This is a genomic window from Streptomyces sp. NPDC050418 (assembly GCF_044458745.1).
Classification (GTDB): Bacteria; Actinomycetota; Actinomycetes; order Streptomycetales; family Streptomycetaceae; genus Streptomyces.
Genome location: NZ_JBITIG010000001.1, coordinates 317,039 through 333,408 on the forward strand (window position 1 = coordinate 317,039; position 16,370 = coordinate 333,408).

The window sequence follows — 16,370 nt, forward strand, 5'->3', positions numbered from 1 at the left end:
CTTGCGGTCCGCCCGGCCACTGGGCCCACGGAGCCGGTGGCGCAAGGCCCTAAGGTGGTGGGCATGCCCCCCGATGCCGCCCTACGCTCCACGCGGTCTGCCGAGATCAACGAGCAGATCCGCGCGTTGTGGGCGCGTGCGGGCGGGCGGCTCGATGAGCAACAGCGCGCGGAGTACGAGCGGTTGGTGACCGCGTGGGCGGCCGCCGTGCGGGACGCCGCGACCGAGCCGGTCTGCAACGGGTGAACTTCCGCGCCGTTGTGCGGACATCCGTAAGACGGCCACCGGGACGGAAGCGTTTACCCGCCTCGGCGAGGCAAACATCACAACGCACGCGCCCGTACACCCCCAGCACATCAACTCCGCAGGTCAGAGGGCGTTTCAGGCGATAAATCCTGAGGAACGTCCCATCCTTTTCTCAGCACGTTGTCATACCCGGCCCCTAAGCTCTTTCACATGTCCTCCACTCCACGTCCGCGCCCCACTCGGTCCGCCGATGAGCTCAATGAGCAGATACGGCGGCTGATGCTGTGCTCCGGCGGCCGGCTGAGCGAGGAGCAGCGCAAGGAGTACGCGGGCCTCGTCGTCGAGTGGGCGGCCGCGGTGCGCGGCGGGGTGCTCGAAGCGGCCTGAGACCGCACAGCGATCGCCCTGGGGGATATCCCCCAGACGAAACTCCAGGTCAGCCGGGTTCTTCCGCTGATCCCCGGACTCTAACGTCGAGGTATCGGCGCCAACGGGAGCGTCGCGAGACCAGGAGTCCTCATGCGCAAGCTCACCCTCGCCCTCGGCCTGCTCCTCGGCACGTTCCTCGTCGGCCGCGCGCTCGTGGAGCCGTTCATCCTCGACTACGGCGACCCCTCCTCGTATGCGAACGACTGGGGCGGCCCGCATGTCCTCGGCGTTCTCGCCGTGCACTGCCTGCCGGGCGTCCTGGCCGCCTGGCTGATGTTCCGGACCGCCCGCCGCCGCCTCTCCCGCCCCGCGCGGACCACGGGCAGCGCGTCGGCGCGAACCGTCGCGCGCGGCCGGTAGCCGGTCCGCCCCATCGGGGCAAGACTGGGCAGCACCGGCACTGCAGCGACGGGAGCCCGGCCATGAGCCGATGGACCACAGCCGACATTCCCTCCCAAACCGGCCGCACCTTCCTTGTGACCGGAGCAAGCAGCGGCCTGGGCGCCGAAGTGACCCGCGCCCTGTGCGCCGCCGGCGCGGAGGTGATCCTCACCTGCAGGGACGAGGAGCGCGGCCGGGCCGTGGCCGATTCGGTGGACGGTGCCGTCGACGTCCGGCGTCTCGACCTCGCGGACCTCAAGTCGGTACGGGCGTTCGCGGACGGGGTGGACCGCCCCGTCGACGTACTGATCAACAACGCGGGCGTCATGGCCGTCCCGTTCGACGTCACACCGGACGGCTTCGAGCGGCATATGGCCACCAACCACCTGGGCCACTTCGCCCTGACGGGCCTGCTCCTCGACCGCGTACGCGACCGCGTCGTCACCGTCACCAGCGGCCTGCACCACCTGGGCCGTCTGCACCCCGACGATCTGCACTACGCCCACCGCCGCTACCGGCGCTGGCTCGCGTACGCCCAGTCGAAGCTGGCCAACCTCCTCTTCACCTACGAACTCCACCGCCGCCTCGCCGACCACCCTCAGCTCACCGACCACCCTCAGCTCTCCGTCGCCGCCCATCCGGGCGTCTCGGCCACGGAGGGCCAACGCCGCGACACCTCGCTCCAGGGCAAGATCCTCGCGGGCGGCAAGGCCCAACCCCCCTCGATGGGAGCACTGCCACTCCTGTACGCGGCAACGGCCCCGGAAGTCGAGGGAGGCACCTGCATCGGCCCGGACGGCCTGTTCCAGCGCAACGGCCACCCGGAACAGGTCAGGACGAGCCGCCGCTCGCGTGATGCGGCGATGGCGGGGCGGTTGTGGGAGGTGTCGGAGGGGGCGACGGGGATCAGGTATCCGTAGGGCACCACCCCATCGCGCCCCGTCAACTCTCCAACGCCGAACGCTGCTTGGCGCTCAGGCGGTCCGCTCTCGGTTCCAGGTGATACGTCCCGTCCGCGCTGTGGCACAGCGCCAGCGGATCGGCGATCGACGGTTCTTCGGTGAGCGCGTGCAGTGCGGCAGCGGTCCGCGCGGGAGACCAGTCGAGCGCTATGGTGAGGGCTTGCGCCGTGAGCGCGCGGTGGGTGTGGGTGAGGGCGGCGATCAGGGTGAGGGCGTCGTGGACGGCGGGAGCGGCAAGGGTGGTGCCGCCCATGTGTTCGCTCAGGCGGCCGAAGAAGCGGCCCATCCTGCCGAGCCGCGCGCCCGCAGTCGAGTCCGCGCCGAAGATCGCGATACCGCGGTCCGCCGCCGAGGCGATGGCGCTGTGGGCGCCGGTGTCGGCCTGCCAGGCGCGTAGCCACACGTCGTCGTCGATGACGTAGCGCCGGCGGCGCGAGGTGAGGTCCGCCGTGCGGCCGATCAGTTCCATCTCCTCCAGCGCGGTGACGGATTTCGAAACCGAGGCCGGGCTGACGTGCAGGTGCCGCACCAGGTCCGCGGAGGTCAGACCGCTCGCGTCGGCGGTGAGCAGGCTGACGAAGACCCGGGCGGTCATCCGGGGCATGCCCGTCGCGGCCAGCAGTTGCGCGAACTCGTCGACGAAGTCCCGTACGGCAGTGGCTCGTCGGTCACCGTCCGAGGGCTCGGTCGGCGGTGACGGGCGACTCCGACGGGCGCGCTGTCCGGCCGACTCCTGGGCGAGGTCGGCGAGGTAGCCGCCGCTGGGTGCGGCGTTGCGGGCGATCTCGCGGCTGATGGTGGAGGTGGGGCGGCCGAGGCGGCGGGCGATCTCGGCATACGTGAGCCCTTCGGCCAGCCACTCCGCGATCTGCAGCCGGTCCTCGTTCGTCAGCCTGCCACCGGGCACGGGCCCTCCTCCTGTGCATTGCTTTACTCACATTACAGTGCAACGGCGTGTCGCCGAGATTGCGTTCATTCGCATTTCTGTTGCAACGATTATCGATGATCAGGGCTTTTATCGTTCGGATTCTTTGATTCCAAAGGAAACGCAACGTAGCTTTTGAGATCTGGAAAGGGCAAGGGAGCAGGACTCAAAGGAAGGAACACCCATGTACGTGATGGCCGTGTCCACGGTGGCGGATGAGCGGAAGTTCTGGGACGCGCTGAAGCGGGCGCACGCGAAGCTGCCGAAGGGGTCGGAGTGGAAGCTCGCGGTGTCCGGCGGTGACGGGGTGAAGGCGGTGAATGTGATCACCCATGAGTCCGTCGCCGGGCTGCGGGAGTTCATGGAGGCGCATGCCGGCGCGTATGCGACCACGGAGTATTTCGAGGCGGATGCCGCGAACGCGATTGGGCTTGCGCGATGAGGATGGATGACACCGAGTTCACGGCACGGATCGCGGATCTCCTTGCGGCGTACGGGATTCCGAGTGCCGCGATCGGGGTGCTGCACGAGGGTGCGGTCACCGAGTGGGCGGTCGGTGTACGTGACGTCAGGACCGGGGAGCCGGTCGCGACGGACACCGTCTACCAGTGCGGGTCGATGACGAAGACGTGGACCGCGCTCGCGTTCCTGCAGTTGGTGGACGAGGGCAAGGTCCGGCTCGACGAGCCGGTGCGGACATATCTGCCCGAGTTCACTGTGGCCGATCCCGAGGCCACCGCGCAGGTCACCCCACGCCACCTGCTGCAGCACACGAGCGGGATCGAGGAGGCGTACGGCGATCCCGGCGAGGACACCGATGTGTACGCGCGGATGGTCGCCGCGATTTCGGACGCGCCCCAGGTATTTCCGCCTGGCAGCACCCACGGATACAGCGCCGCGCTGGGGTCCGCGATACTCGCGCGGATCCTGGAGGTGCAGGACGGGAAGCCGTGGGACGACGTGATGCGCGACCGTCTCTTCGGGCCCATGGACCTTACGGGGACGGCCAGTTGGCGTGAGCAGACGGACGGGGCGCGGGCCGCGACCGGACATCTGCTGAGGTCGTCGTCCGAAGGCCCGATCGTCACCCCGGTCGAGCACCTGCCGCGCGCCTTCGGGCCCGGCGGAGGGATCACCACGACGACCCGGGACGTTCTGGCCCTCGCCCACGTCCTGCTCACCGACGGTGTCGCACCGAACGGGAAGCGCATGGTCTCCGCAGCCGCGCTCCGCGAGATGACGGGCTCACGGGTGCCGGTCCCGGATCCGTACATGTTCGGCCCGCAGTGGGCACTCGGCCTGATCGTGTGCGACTGGCACGGACGGACCGTGTACGCCTCGGACGGCAGCACGATCGGGCAGAACGCGCGGCTGCGGGTGCTCCCGTACGCCGGCACCGCGATCGTGGTGCTGACCAACGGCGGGCCGCGGGAGGGGTTCACGCGTGACGTTCTCGACCTGGTCCTCACGACGCTCGGGCTGGGCTCGGTCCCGGAGCTGCCCTGTCCCGACCCGCAGCTCGTCCTCGACCACGCCCGCTATGTGGGGATCTACGAGCGCCCCGGCACCCGCTTCGAAGTCACCTCGGACGGGGGACGGCTCCGGCTCGCCCTGGACCTCGACCCGATGCACGCCGCCTTCCTCGGAAAGCCGGACCGGCTCACGTACGACCTCCTGCCGGTCAGCGAGACCCACTTCCTTATGCCGCCCACGGACGAACTGGAAGACACCCAGACCGTCGCCCTGTACGACTTCACGGACGGCGCGGCCCGCTATCTGCACACCAACTGCCGTGCACATCCCCGCGTCTGACCGTCAGGGCCGGCCGACCCGGTGGGATCCGGCCGCGCAGCTCAACGCCTGATCAGGCAGAAGGGGTGCCCGACGGGATCGGTGAGCACCCGCGCCCGCGCGCTGTCATGCGGCTGATGCTCCGGCTTGCCCGCACCCAGCTTCAGCAACTGCGCCTCGGCCTCGTCGAGGTCCGTGTCGACCGTGACGTTGAAGCAGACATGCAGCTGCTGCGGAACAGTCGGCTCCGGCCAGCTCGGCGCCCGGTAGTCACTCACACGCTGAAACCCGATCAGCAGCCCATGCGCACCTTCTAGCGCGGCGAAATCCTCATTCGACTTCGGATGCGGCGCGAGACCAGTGGCCTCCCGATAGAACGCCGCGAGGGCAAGCGGCTCGGGGCAGTCGAAGGTGATCGCACCCAGGGTCATCTGAACGGTCATGGCAACTCCGGGCCGACGTCTGTGGGACAGCACGGCACGGAGGGGACGGCCCCCGAGCAGCACGATGCCGTCCGTCCGGGCGATCCCCCGCGTCGCCCGGGCGGACGGCAGCACTGGTGGGGCCCTTCGTGAACACGGAAGGACTCGTTCAGTGCACGCTGAGTATAGTTGGCTGCGAGCCAGTCAACACAGGAGTTGGTGATTGTCCCCGCGCAGCGCATCGGTCAACGAGGAGCTGCGGCGGCGTTCCCGTGAGCGGCTGCTCCAGGCGACTGTGGAGCTGGTGGGCGAGCGGGGCTATGAGGCGACGACGCTCGGGGACATCGCTGATCGCGCGGGGTGCGCGCGGGGTCTTGTGTCGTACTACTTCCCCGGGAAGCGGCAGTTGCTGCAGTCCGCCGTGCACCGTCTGATGCACCGGACACTGGCCGCCGCGCTGGAGCGGGAGCCGCGGACCCCGGACGGGGACGAACGGCTCGCACGCGCGATTGACGCCATTCTGGGGCTGGCCGCCGAACGGCCCACCCTCATGCGGACGCATATGGCCGGCATCCTCCAGGCCGAGGGCTTCGTGCAGTGCCCCGAGCAGCAGCGCCTTGCCGAACTGCTCCGCGACACCTGCATACGGCATGGATCGCTGGATGTGGACCGTGAGTATCCGCTGCTGCGGGCGCAGTTGATGGGAGCGGTGTTCGCGCTCCTGCTGCCGGGTGCGCCGATGCCGGTCGAGCCGCTGCGGGCCGAGTTGTTCGACCGCTACGGGCTCGCGTGGGAGCTGGGGGTTCCGCCGGGCAGCTCACTGCCCGGCGGAACCGTCACGCCTCAGCCGTATCAGTCACGGTCGAAGTAGTCGGGCTGCGTCTGGACGTTGAGCTCGTCCAGACGGATCCGCTTCGCCGGGTCCGTACGACGGTCGTTGATCTTCAGGACGTCGAAGCCCTTGGCGATGTCGTTCGAGTAGACATAGCCGTTGTAGTAGTACGCGGACCACGAACCGCCGATCTGGATCGTGTCGGTGGTCAGCGGGCCACGCTCGAAGTAGCCGATCTCCTTCGGCTTGCTCGAGTTGGTGAAGTCCCAGACGGAGACGCCGCCCTGGTACCAGGCCTGGACCATCAGGTCCTTGCCCTTCACCGGGATGAGCGAGCCGTTGTGCGCCACGCAGTTCTCGGTGTCGGCCTGGTGCCGCGGGATCTTGAAGTACGACTTGAAGACCAGCTTGCGCTTGTCGCCCTTGCCGACGATGTCGTAGATGCCGTTGGCGCCGCGGTTCGGGCCGATCGCCGCGTTGCAGGTGGCACCGCTGCCGCCGCCGAGCTCGTCGGTGAAGACGACCTTGTTGGCCTTCTGGTTGAACGACGCAGAGTGCCAGAACGCGAAGTTCACGTTGTCCTGGACCTGGTCGATGATCCTCGGCTTCTCCGGGTCCTCGATGTCGAAGAGGATGCCGTCACCCATGCACGCGCCCGCCGCGAGGTCCTCGGAGGGCAGCACGGTGATGTCGTGGCAACCGGTCGTCTTGGAGACACCCGGGTTGGTGGGCCCACCCGGGTTGCCGCCGCCGTCCGGACCGTCACCGGGGAACAGCACGGGGAAGTCGATGACCTTGGCCTGCTCAGGGGCCTTGCGGGGCACCTTGATGATCGAGATGCCGTCGTGCGGCGGCTGGCAGTCCGGGAAGGTCGCGCTCGGCGAGTACGAGGAGACGTACACGTAGACGTTCCTGCGCTCCGGCACCAGCGTGTGGGTGTGCGAGCCGCACGCGGTCTCGACCGCGGCCACGTACTCGGGGTTGCGCTTGTCGCTGATGTCGAAGATCTTCATGCCCTCCCACGACGACTTCTCGGTCGCGGGCTGCGTCGTGCTGGAGCACGAGGAGTCGCTGCGCGAGGAGTCGGTGGACAGGAAGAGCAGGTCCCCGGAGATCGAGATGTCGTTCTGGCTGCCAGGACACAGGACCTGGGAGACCGTCTTCGGCTTCTTCGGGTTGGAGATGTCGTAGATACGGAAGCCGTCGTAGTTGCCGGCGAACGCGTACTTGCCCTGGAACGCGAGGTCCGTATTGAGACCCGGCAGCACGTCCTTCGGGATGTTCGTGACGTGTTGGATGTTGTCGGAGTGGACGACCTCGTCCTGGCCGGGTATCTCCCCGTCGGCTATCGCGGCGCGGGTGTCCGCGGCGTCGCTCTTGGACACCCCCTTCGGCGATGCGGGTGTGTCGCCCGGGTCGGGCGTGGCAGCGGCCTGACCTGCGGTCAGCAGGGTGGCGATGAGCCCGAATGCGGCGGCGGCCACACCGAGTCGTCTGTGCCGTGCACGGGGTCTGTTCTGTTCGATCACTTCGTCCTCCCAAGTCGCCGTTCGTAGTTGAACGGTTCACGGACAACGGCAGTATCGTGCTCGCCATGCACATCTCAACAGATGGCAACGCACTTGTAATAGAAGTTTTTGATCTTCGGCGCTCACGCTCGTGCTAGGACGGACATCAACGATCCCGTTGTTCCAGGAGGTTGCCGTGCTGCTTCGTCACAGATCCCCGCAGGGCCGGGCCGTTGCCGCGGCGGCAGTGGCACTCGCCGGCGCGCTGCTGCTCGGCGCCTGCGACTCAGGGGACGGCGACGACAAGAGCAAGTCCGGTGCACAGAGCGGGCCTTCGGTGATAGCACCGGGCAAACCGGGCGAGAAGGCGGAGAAGATCTCGCCCGAGGAGGCCAAGAAGCGGGGCGATGACGATACGCCCAACGCGGCCGATTTCACGTACGCGCAGATGATGATCGTGCACCACCAGCAGGCGCTCGAAATGACCGAACTCGCCCCGGACCGGGCGAAGTCGACCTCGCTGAAGGGGCTCGCGGACCGCATCAAGGCGGCGCAGGGGCCCGAGATCAAGGCGATGGAGAGCTGGATCAAGAACAACGGCGGGCCGCGCAAGACCGAGGGTCACGACCATCACACGATGCCGGGGATGGCGACCGAGGGTCAGATGAAGAACCTGAAGGCGGCGAAGGGCGCGGCCTTCGACGAACTCTTCCTCAAGCTGATGATCACGCACCACGACGGCGCCATCACCATGGCCGAGGAGCTGCTCGGGGGCGGCAACAACATCCTGCTGGAGGAGATGGCCACCGACGTGATGGCGCAGCAGGCCGGCGAAGTGAAGCGGATGCGCGAGATGTCCTGAGCGGGCTCCTTGCTTCGGGGCTTCTTGCTTGCGGGCTCCCCGAGTGCGTGTGCCGCGGTCAGCGGCGGTTGTGGCGCGGCGGGAGGTGGCCCGCGTCCCGGGCGGCCGCGATGAGCCGCAGGGACCGGCGACGGCTGCGGCCCGTCGCGCGCATCACCGCGAGGACCGGATCGTCACCCTCGTCGCGCGCGGCGCGGTAGGCCTCGGCGGCGAGGAGACGGGGGTCCTGGCCGCGGGGCTGGGCGTGGCGGGCGCGGCCCTCGGCAGGCGCCGCATCGTCGCGCGACTCGTCGGTGTCCGGCGGTGATTCCGCGGGCTGACCTGCGGAATCTTCCGTTCCCCTGTGCTCTTGCTCTTCGGTGACCGTCCGCTGTCCGGCGGGCGTCTGCTGTCCGGCGGGCGTCCGCTGTCCGGCGGGCGTCGGCGCGGCAGGGACCGGGGCTGCGATGACGGCGCGGCAGGCCTCCTCCAGCGGGCCCTGGAGCCACTCGGCCAGCGCGGCGAACCCGCCGAGGGGAAGCGGCGGTTGGGCCCGCAGGTCCTCGATGGAGATACCGGACTCCCCCGCCGCCGCGAGTACGTCGATGGACGAACCCTCGCCGAAGGTCAGCCGTACGTTGAACCAGGGCTGGAGCGGGCCCGCGGCCGTGCCGTGCCCCCGCACCTCCCACTGGGGCCATGCCGTCAGCGCATGATCCGTTCGATCCTGAGTCGTCTGATCAGATTCCGGGTCAAATGATCCATTGAGCACATTGAAACCGTAACCGTCTAATCACTCTCGGTCGGTCACGGCACGCGAACCGCTCCTTTCCGTACCTCCGATGCCCGCTCGTCCCCCGGCCCCGATCACTGGGCGTCGCACGTATCTCCCCCTGGCCGTACGGGGGTGCGATGCTGAAGACATCCCGCGGGAGGAGCCTCATCGTGCTTCATGTCGCTGTCGTCGGATCGGGACCGAGCGGGGTGTACACCGCCCAGTCGCTCGTCCAGCAGGACCGGGTGCCGGTGCGCGTCGACGTGCTCGACCGGCTGCCTTGTCCGTACGGCCTCGTCCGCTACGGCGTCGCACCCGACCACGAGAAGATCAAGTCGCTGCAGAACAATCTGCGGGCGGTGCTCCAGGACGAGCGCGTGCGGTTTCTCGGCGCCGTGGAGGTCGGCCCCGGCGGGATCGCGCCCGAGGAGCTGCTGCGGTGGTACGACGCGGTCGTGTACTGCGTGGGGGCCGCGACCGACCGCCATCTGGGCGTACCCGGCGAGGATCTTGCGGGCAGCTGGTCGGCCACCGAGTTCGTGTCCTGGTACAGCGCGCATCCCGACGCGCACTGGAACGGCGCGCTGAGCGCCGCACGCTCGGCCGTGGTGATCGGTGTCGGGAACGTGGCCGTCGACGTGACCCGGATCCTCGCCCGCGGCGCCGACGAGCTGACCGGCACCGACATGCCCGGCACGGCGCTCGACGCGCTGGCGGCGAGCCAGGTACGCGATGTGTACATGGTGGGCCGGCGCGGACCCTCCCAGGCGAAGTTCACGACGAAGGAACTGCGGGAGCTCGGGGCGCTGCCCGATGCCGAAGTGGTGGTGGATCCGGCCGAGTTGGCGCTCGATCCGCAGTACACGGACCCGTCCGGGCTGCCCGCGGTCAACCGGCGCAACATCGAGGCACTGCGGGCCTTCGCCGAGCGGGCGCCGCAGGGGCGCGAGCGCCGGATCCACCTGCGCTTCTTCCTGCGGCCCGACGAGCTCGTCGGCGAGGCGGGACGGGTGCGGGCGGTGCGCTTCGAGCGGACGGCGCCCGATGGTCGGGGCGGTGTCACGGGAACGGGCGCGTACGAGGAGATCGAGGCGCAGCTGGTCCTGCGGTCCGTGGGCTACCGGGGTGTTCCGCTGCACGGGCTGCCGTTCGACGAGCGCGGCGGCACCGTGCCGCACAGCGCGGGCCGGGTACTGCGGGACGGGGTGCCGTCGCGCGGGGAGTACGTGGCCGGGTGGATCAAGCGCGGGCCGACCGGGGTGATCGGCACGAACCGGCCGTGCGCGAAGGAGACGGCCGGGTCACTGATCGAGGACGCGCCCCGGCTCGTGGCACCGGATGACGCTGCCGGTCGTCCGGATCCGCTGGACGGACTGCGGGCCGCTGGGCTGCGGCCGGTGCCGTGGTCGGGGTGGCAGGCGATCGAGCGGGCGGAGGCGGCGCTCGGGGCGTCGCTCGGGCGGGGGCCGGTGAAGATCGGCGACTGGGGCGCGCTGCTGGCGGCCGGGCGCGGGGAGAGTCCGGCCTGAGGGAGCGGGCTTGAGGGGGCGGGCTTGAGGGGGCGGGCTTGAGGGGGCGGGCTTGCGGGAGCGGGCTTGCGGGAGCGGGCGCGGGAGTCCGCACAACCGCCGGACATCACTCGCGGCCACCCCGCGACAACTCACGTCACAGGTCTGGCGATCGGCGACACAGCGCGGCAACATCCGCGTAATCAACAAACTGTTCAGGCCGCCTACGGTCTCGTGCTGCCCCCACATCGCTGAACAGTCCCGTCCCCTTTCCCAGTTCAGGAGTGCCCCATGGCCTCTTCCGCTCCCTCCGCAGGCTCGCCGCCCACCGCGGGCGAGAAGCACCCCGTCGACCAGGTGCCGCCCACCGGCAAGCTGATCGCGTTCGGTCTGCAGCACGTGCTCGCCATGTACGCGGGCGCGGTGGCCGTGCCGCTGATCGTCGGCGGTGCGATGAAGCTGCCGCCCGCGGATCTCGCGTATCTCATCACCGCCGACCTGCTGGTGTGCGGGATCGCGACGCTGCTGCAGTGCGTGGGCGTGTGGCGGTTCGGGGTGCGGCTGCCGATCATGCAGGGCTGTACGTTCGCGGCGGTCTCGCCGATGGTCCTGATCGGCACGCAGGGCGGCGGGCTTCCGGCGATCTACGGTGCCGTGATCATCTCCGGGCTCGCGATGATGCTGCTCGCGCCGGCCTTCGGGCGCCTTCTGCGCTTCTTCCCGCCGCTGGTCACCGGCACGGTGATCCTGATCATCGGGGTGACGCTGCTGCCGGTGGCCGGACGCTGGGTCGCGGGCGGTGTGGGCTCCCCCGACTTCGGTGCGCCGAAGAACATCGGGCTCGCCGCCTTCGTCCTCGTCGTGGTCGTGGCGGTGCAGCGCTTCGCGCCCGCCTTCCTCAGCCGGATCGCCGTTCTGGTCGGCATCGTGGTGGGCACGCTGGTGGCGATACCGCTCGACTTCACCGACTTCGGCGGTGTGGGCCAGGCCGACTGGCTGGGCATCAGCACACCGTTCCACTTCGGAGCGCCCACGTTCGAGGCGGCGGCCGTGGTGTCGATGCTGGTGGTCGCGCTGGTCATCATGACGGAGACCACCGGCGACATGATCGCGGTCGGCGAGATGACCGACCGCAAGGTGGGGCCGCGCAACCTGGCCGACGGTCTGCGCGCGGACGGTCTCTCGACGGTGCTCGGCGGCGTCTTCAACACCTTCCCGTACACGGCGTTCGCACAGAACGTCGGCCTGGTCGGGATGACCCGGGTGCGCAGCCGCTGGGTCGTGGCCTGCGCCGGCGTGATCCTGGTGCTGCTCGGTCTGCTGCCGAAGCTGGGCGCGGTCGTCGCGGCGATCCCGGCACCGGTGCTCGGCGGCGCGGGTCTCGTCATGTTCGGAACGGTGGCCGCGACCGGTCTGCGCACCCTGGCCACGGTCGACTTCCGCGGCAACCACAACCTGACGATCGTCGCGGTGTCGCTGGCCGTGGGCATGCTGCCGGTGGGCGTTCCGGAGATCTACGACAAGTTCCCGGACTGGTTCCAGACGGTGATGCACAGCGGGATCAGCGCGGGCTGCCTGACCGCCCTCGCGCTCAACCTCCTGTTCAACCATCTTCCGGGGCGCAAGACCGAGCCGGCGGCCGGCTAGCCGTCGGCGAGCCGCCGCTCCTGCCGGACGGACGCGTCGAGCACCGCGTCGAGCAGGCCGGGGAAGAGCTCGGTCAGGTCGTCGCGGCGCAGCCCGTTCATCTTGGCGGTGCCGCGATAGACCTGCCGGATCACTCCGCTCTCGCGCAGCACGCGGAAGTGGTGCGTCGTCGTGGACTTGGTGACCGGCAGGTCGAAGTGCGAGCACGACAACTCGTCCTCGGCGGCCGCCAGTTCGCGTACGACCTGGAGCCGCATCGGGTCGGAGAGCGCGTGCAGCACGGATTCGAGGCGGATCTCCGCGCGCTCGGGATGAGCGAGGGCTCGGCTGCTCGTCGCGGTGGTCACACTGCCTCCCGGTCCTGCGGGCGCCGCACGGGTCGGCGGACGCTGCGGACTTCATTGTACGAGAGGTCTCGTAGTTTGACATCCATCGTAGTACGGTGACTATCGTACGAGGCGGTCGCACGGCATTGCCGTCGGCCGCCAGGCAACGTCCACCGTCGAAGGAGCCCGCCGTGAGCGCACTGTTCGAGCCCTACACCCTGCGGTCGCTGACCATTCCCAACCGCGTGTGGATGGCGCCCATGTGCCAGTACTCGGCGGAGGCGTTCGGGCCCAACGCGGGCGTCGCCACCGACTGGCACTTCCAGCACTACGCGTCCCGCGCGGCGGGCGGCACCGGTCTGATCCTCGTCGAGGCGACCGGAGTGAGCCCCGCGGGCCGGATCAGCCCGCAGGACCTGGGCATCTGGAACGACACCCAGGTCGCCGCGCTGCGCCGCATCACCGACTTCCTGAAGTCGCAGCACACCGTGCCCGGCATCCAGATCGCCCACGCCGGACGCAAGGCCTCGACCGCCCAGCCCTGGAAGGGCGGCAAGCAGGTCGACGAGTCCGCGCACGGCTGGGAGCCGCTCGCGCCGAGCCCGGTGCCGTTCGCGGAGGGCGAGCGCACGCCCGCCGAGCTGACCGTCGAGCAGATCCGGGAGATCGTCGGACAGTTCCGTGCGGCCGCCGGGCGCGCGCTCGACGCGGGCTTCGAGGTCGTCGAGGTGCACGGCGCGCACGGCTACCTGATCGGCGAGTTCCTCTCCCCCCACTCCAACCGGCGCACCGACGCATACGGCGGCTCCTTCGAGAACCGCACCCGCTTCGCCCTCGAAGTCGTCGACGCCGTTCGTGAAGTGTGGCCCGCGGACAAGCCGCTGTTCTTCCGTATCTCGGCCACCGACTGGCTGGACGAGGGCGGCTGGACCGCCGACGACACCGTCCGCTTCGCCGGGGTCCTCAAGGAGCACGGCGTCGACCTGCTCGACGTGTCCACGGGCGGCCTCGCCCCCAAGGTCACCATCCCCGTCGGCCCCTCGTACCAGGTGCCGTTCGCGACCCGCGTCAAGGAGGAGGCCGGCCTTCCGGTGGCCGCGGTGGGTCTGATCACCGAGATCGAACAGGCCGAGAAGATCGTCGCCAACGGCGAGGCCGACGCGGTCCTCCTGGGCCGCGAACTCCTGCGCAACCCGTCCTTCGCGCGGCACGCGGCGCGGGAGCTGGGAGCCGAGGTGCACGTGCCGGACCAGTACCACCGGTCCGTCTGAGCCACCGTCCGGGTCGGGACGCACCCTCCCGCCGCCATCAGCCGCATGCGGCCGCCGTCAGCCGCCGAAGATCCCCACCACGAGGTTGATGGCGGTGGCGAGGGTGCTCGTGCCGAAGACGTACGACAGGAGGCAGTGGCGCAGGATCACGCCGCGCAGCGCCGTCGTGGAGACGTTGTTGTCGGAGACCTGGTAGGTCATGCCGAGGTTGTAGCTGAAGTAGAGGAAGTCGACGTACCGGGGCCGGTCCCGGGTGTTGAAGTCGATGCCGCCCTCCGGCGGCGTGTAGTAGATGTACGCGTACCGGGTCGCGTACATGAGGTGCAGCGAGGACCAGGCCATGAAGACGCCGAGGAGCGCGAGCGCCGCCGAGGCCTGGCCCAGGCTCGACCGCTCGGTGACGAGCAGGACGGCGATGGCACCGAGGCCGGAGACGGACGTGCCGACGACGGCGATCTCCTCGACGACCGGGCGGAACTCCTCGCGTCGCGCGTTGTGTTGCGTGGCGGCCGCGTCCATGGGCCACAGGGCGAGCCAGCCGGTGGCCACGAAGAGTGTCTCCCCCGCCGCGAGCCCGGACAGGAAACCGAGTCCCGGGCCGTCGGCGAGCAGGCCGACGCACACACCGACGGCAACTCCGAGAAGCAGCGCGCCCAGGGCCCGGGGCACGGGGTTGAGCGGCCGCACAGGAGCCCCTCAGGCCTCGAGGACGACGACTGCCTCGTCCGTGTAGGGCAGGAAGGTCAGCGTCTCCTGAAGGTACAGCTCGATGCCGTGGGCGTCGTGGGCCGTGTAGCCGATCGACACGTCCTGGCCCAGGAGCAGTTCGAAGTCGCCGCCTCGTGTGGAGACGACGAGTGCGCCGCGCAGCGCCGGCGCCCAGATCGGCGCGCCGTCCAGCATCCGCCCGAGGTGGGCGGCGATCGGATAGCCGTGGTCGGAGGTCTCGCTCACGGACGCGTACTCCTCCGCGCCGAGGAGCAGCGCGTACGGACCGTCCACGCCCGCGAGCCGCAGGGTCGTCAGCGCCCGGCTGAGCGCGTCGGGGTAGTCACGGGGTTCGGCCGGGAGGTGCTGCACCGGGTTGGAGGAGCGCTTGCGCAGGCCCTCGACGCCGGCGGCCTCGTAGCCGTCGAAGATCATGCGGTCCTCGGCGAACGCCAGAGCACGCGCCGCGTCCTTCACGGGCTGCCAGTCGGAGTCCTTCGAGCCGCGCTCCACGTCGTCGACCGCGGCGCGGGTGACCGTGAACGGCACGCGCAGCTCGACGAGCGGCCGCGCGTCCCGGAGCCGCGCGGCGACGCCTTCGGCGGGCGGGGCCAGGTCGGTGAGGTGCCCCGTACCGGCGGCGGCGAACTCGGGTCCGGCCGCGTCGGGGACGTCGACGATACGGCGGCCCGCGCTGTTGCGTCCGTAGGTGCGGGCGGCCTCCTCCTCGATTTCGGTCCACGCGGCGGCCGTGATCGGGGCGAGTTCACGGTGCAGGTTGTTCGGCACGGGGGACGTCATCAGGGCCGGGATCCTTTCAGGCTGCCGATGCGCAGGGAGGCGTCGGCGGGGCGCGCGGCCGCGTCGGGCGGGGCGGGGAGGTCGTCGAGGAGGTCCGCGGCGGGCACGAAGAACAGGCCGCCGGTGACGGCCCGCGAGAAGTCGAGAATGCGGTCCGTGTGGCCGGGCGGATCGCCCAGGAACATGTTGCGCAGCATGCGTTCGGGAACGTCCGGTGTGCGCGCGTACCCGATGAAGTACGTGCCGAACTCGGCGCTGCCGACCTGGCCGAACGGCATGTTGTCGCGGACGATCGCCCGCTCGGTGCCGTCCGCGTCCTCGATCGTGTTCAGGGCGACATGTGAGTCCGTGGGCTTGACGCCTTCGGGCAGCTCCACGTTGGCGGATTTGGTGCGGCCGATGACGTGTTCCTGCTCCTCGACGGTGAGGGATTCCCAGGCCGTCATGTCGTGCAGGTACTTCTGCACCAGGACGTACGTACCGCCGGCGAAGTCCGCGTCCTCGTCACCGATGTGGACGGCGTCGACCGCCTCGGCGTCCTGCGGGTTCTCGCTGCCGTCGACGAAGCCGAGGAGGTCCCGCTCGTCGAAGTACTTGAAGCCGTGCACTTCGTCGACGACGGTGAGCGCGGAGCCGAACCGGTCGACGATCAGCCGGGCCAGCTCGAAGCAGAGGTCCATGCGCCGGGCACGCAGATGGAACATCACGTCGCCGGGGGTGGCGGGGGCGCGGTGCCGGGGTCCCTGGAGCGGCTGGAAAGGGTGCAGGTCACGCGGGCGGGGGCCGCCGGCGAGGCGGTCCCAGGCATCGGAAGAGAACCCGGTGATGAGGCTGAGCGCGTCATCGGGGCTGCGGAAGGACACCGAGCGGGCGAGCCCCGACAGGTCGCCGACCCCTTCGCGTACGGCGCGCTCGGCGCCCGGGGCGATGGTCGCCACGAGGAAGACGGCCGCCTTGGCGGGCGGTTTGAGCACGGTCTGCGTCGCGGCCATGGCAC

At 69.8% G+C, this 16,370-nt stretch carries 19 protein-coding genes; 11 read left to right on the top strand and 8 right to left on the bottom strand.

The genetic code is table 11. The annotated features are described in order from the left end of the window. Window positions 1-63: 63 nt before the first annotated feature. The 4 genes from ACIBI4_RS01505 to ACIBI4_RS01520 all read left to right on the top strand — a co-directional run bounded on the left by ACIBI4_RS01505 (window position 64) and on the right by ACIBI4_RS01520 (window position 1,976). On the top strand, window positions 64-246 hold the full coding sequence (locus ACIBI4_RS01505) for a hypothetical protein (protein WP_399201475.1): 183 nt from the start codon (window positions 64-66) through the stop codon (window positions 244-246). Between the two features lie 210 nt (window positions 247-456). Next, window positions 457-633 (top strand): hypothetical protein, encoded by a 177-nt coding sequence (locus ACIBI4_RS01510; protein ID WP_399201476.1) that lies wholly within the window; start codon window positions 457-459, stop codon window positions 631-633. 132 nt (window positions 634-765) lie between these two features. Next, window positions 766-1,035, top strand: a complete 270-nt coding sequence (locus ACIBI4_RS01515) for a hypothetical protein (RefSeq protein ID WP_399201477.1) — start codon at window positions 766-768, stop codon at window positions 1,033-1,035. Window positions 1,036-1,097: 62 nt separating this feature from the next. Next, window positions 1,098-1,976, top strand: coding sequence for an oxidoreductase (locus tag ACIBI4_RS01520; protein WP_399201478.1), 879 nt, complete (start codon window positions 1,098-1,100; stop codon window positions 1,974-1,976). Window positions 1,977-1,998: 22 nt separating this feature from the next. On the opposite strand, the gene ACIBI4_RS01525 is transcribed toward ACIBI4_RS01520, so the two are convergent. Then, on the bottom strand, window positions 1,999-2,925 hold the full coding sequence (locus ACIBI4_RS01525; protein ID WP_399201479.1) for a helix-turn-helix domain-containing protein: 927 nt from the start codon (window positions 2,923-2,925) through the stop codon (window positions 1,999-2,001). Between the two features lie 202 nt (window positions 2,926-3,127). Here ACIBI4_RS01525 and ACIBI4_RS01530 point away from each other — a divergent pair, with 202 nt between their 5' ends. Then, window positions 3,128-3,385, top strand: a complete 258-nt coding sequence (locus tag ACIBI4_RS01530) for a hypothetical protein (RefSeq protein ID WP_399201480.1) — start codon at window positions 3,128-3,130, stop codon at window positions 3,383-3,385. Then, window positions 3,382-4,755, top strand: a complete 1,374-nt coding sequence (locus ACIBI4_RS01535; RefSeq protein WP_399201481.1) for a serine hydrolase domain-containing protein — start codon at window positions 3,382-3,384, stop codon at window positions 4,753-4,755. Before ACIBI4_RS01530 ends, ACIBI4_RS01535 begins: the two co-directional genes overlap by 4 nt. Window positions 4,756-4,796: 41 nt before the next feature. Here the strand turns inward: ACIBI4_RS01535 and ACIBI4_RS01540 are convergent, their stop codons facing one another. Continuing rightward, window positions 4,797-5,177, bottom strand: coding sequence for a VOC family protein (locus tag ACIBI4_RS01540; RefSeq protein WP_399201482.1), 381 nt, complete (start codon window positions 5,175-5,177; stop codon window positions 4,797-4,799). A gap of 202 nt (window positions 5,178-5,379) precedes the next feature. Here ACIBI4_RS01540 and ACIBI4_RS01545 point away from each other — a divergent pair, with 202 nt between their 5' ends. Continuing rightward, the gene (locus ACIBI4_RS01545) at window positions 5,380-6,027 is read left to right on the top strand and encodes a TetR/AcrR family transcriptional regulator (protein WP_399201483.1); all 648 of its coding nucleotides are present in this window, start codon (window positions 5,380-5,382) and stop codon (window positions 6,025-6,027) included. On the opposite strand, the gene ACIBI4_RS01550 is transcribed toward ACIBI4_RS01545, so the two are convergent. Further along, a complete protein-coding gene (locus ACIBI4_RS01550) occupies window positions 6,009-7,517 on the bottom strand; it encodes a hypothetical protein (protein ID WP_399201484.1) in 1,509 nt (502 codons plus the stop codon). The two genes, ACIBI4_RS01545 and ACIBI4_RS01550, sit on opposite strands and share 19 nt — an antisense overlap. Before the next feature lie 175 nt (window positions 7,518-7,692). On the opposite strand from ACIBI4_RS01550, the gene ACIBI4_RS01555 reads away from it, so the two are divergent. Beyond that, window positions 7,693-8,358, top strand: coding sequence for a DUF305 domain-containing protein (locus ACIBI4_RS01555; RefSeq protein WP_399201485.1), 666 nt, complete (start codon window positions 7,693-7,695; stop codon window positions 8,356-8,358). A 58-nt stretch (window positions 8,359-8,416) separates the two neighbouring features. Here ACIBI4_RS01555 and ACIBI4_RS01560 read toward each other — a convergent pair whose 3' ends face one another. Then, complete coding sequence (locus tag ACIBI4_RS01560; protein WP_399201994.1) at window positions 8,417-9,046, bottom strand: DUF6214 family protein; 630 nt, start codon at window positions 9,044-9,046, stop codon at window positions 8,417-8,419. A 236-nt stretch (window positions 9,047-9,282) separates the two neighbouring features. Between ACIBI4_RS01560 and ACIBI4_RS01565 the strand changes: the two genes are divergently transcribed. Beyond that, window positions 9,283-10,641 (top strand): FAD-dependent oxidoreductase, encoded by a 1,359-nt coding sequence (locus ACIBI4_RS01565; RefSeq protein WP_399201486.1) that lies wholly within the window; start codon window positions 9,283-9,285, stop codon window positions 10,639-10,641. A 270-nt stretch (window positions 10,642-10,911) separates the two neighbouring features. Next, window positions 10,912-12,267: a nucleobase:cation symporter-2 family protein gene (locus ACIBI4_RS01570; protein WP_399201487.1), complete on the top strand. Its 1,356-nt coding sequence runs from the start codon at window positions 10,912-10,914 to the stop codon at window positions 12,265-12,267. Here the strand turns inward: ACIBI4_RS01570 and ACIBI4_RS01575 are convergent. Continuing rightward, entirely contained in the window at window positions 12,264-12,614 is a 351-nt protein-coding gene (locus ACIBI4_RS01575) for an ArsR/SmtB family transcription factor (RefSeq protein WP_399201488.1), read from the bottom strand. The two genes, ACIBI4_RS01570 and ACIBI4_RS01575, sit on opposite strands and share 4 nt — an antisense overlap. A gap of 170 nt (window positions 12,615-12,784) precedes the next feature. Between ACIBI4_RS01575 and ACIBI4_RS01580 the strand changes: the two genes are divergently transcribed. Further along, window positions 12,785-13,864, top strand: coding sequence for an NADH:flavin oxidoreductase/NADH oxidase (locus tag ACIBI4_RS01580; protein ID WP_399201489.1), 1,080 nt, complete (start codon window positions 12,785-12,787; stop codon window positions 13,862-13,864). Window positions 13,865-13,921: 57 nt separating this feature from the next. Here ACIBI4_RS01580 and ACIBI4_RS01585 read toward each other — a convergent pair whose 3' ends face one another. Genes ACIBI4_RS01585 through ACIBI4_RS01595 form a run of 3 tightly spaced genes read right to left on the bottom strand, consistent with a single transcriptional unit; the run spans window position 13,922 to window position 16,365 of the window. Beyond that, the gene (locus tag ACIBI4_RS01585; RefSeq protein ID WP_399201491.1) at window positions 13,922-14,533 is read right to left on the bottom strand and encodes a DUF1345 domain-containing protein; all 612 of its coding nucleotides are present in this window, start codon (window positions 14,531-14,533) and stop codon (window positions 13,922-13,924) included. 27 nt (window positions 14,534-14,560) lie between these two features. Continuing rightward, window positions 14,561-15,373: a family 1 encapsulin nanocompartment shell protein gene (locus ACIBI4_RS01590; RefSeq protein ID WP_399201492.1), complete on the bottom strand. Its 813-nt coding sequence runs from the start codon at window positions 15,371-15,373 to the stop codon at window positions 14,561-14,563. Then, window positions 15,373-16,365 (bottom strand): Dyp-type peroxidase, encoded by a 993-nt coding sequence (locus ACIBI4_RS01595; RefSeq protein WP_399201493.1) that lies wholly within the window; start codon window positions 16,363-16,365, stop codon window positions 15,373-15,375. Before ACIBI4_RS01595 ends, ACIBI4_RS01590 begins: the two co-directional genes overlap by 1 nt. Between the last annotated feature and the right edge of the window lie 5 nt (window positions 16,366-16,370).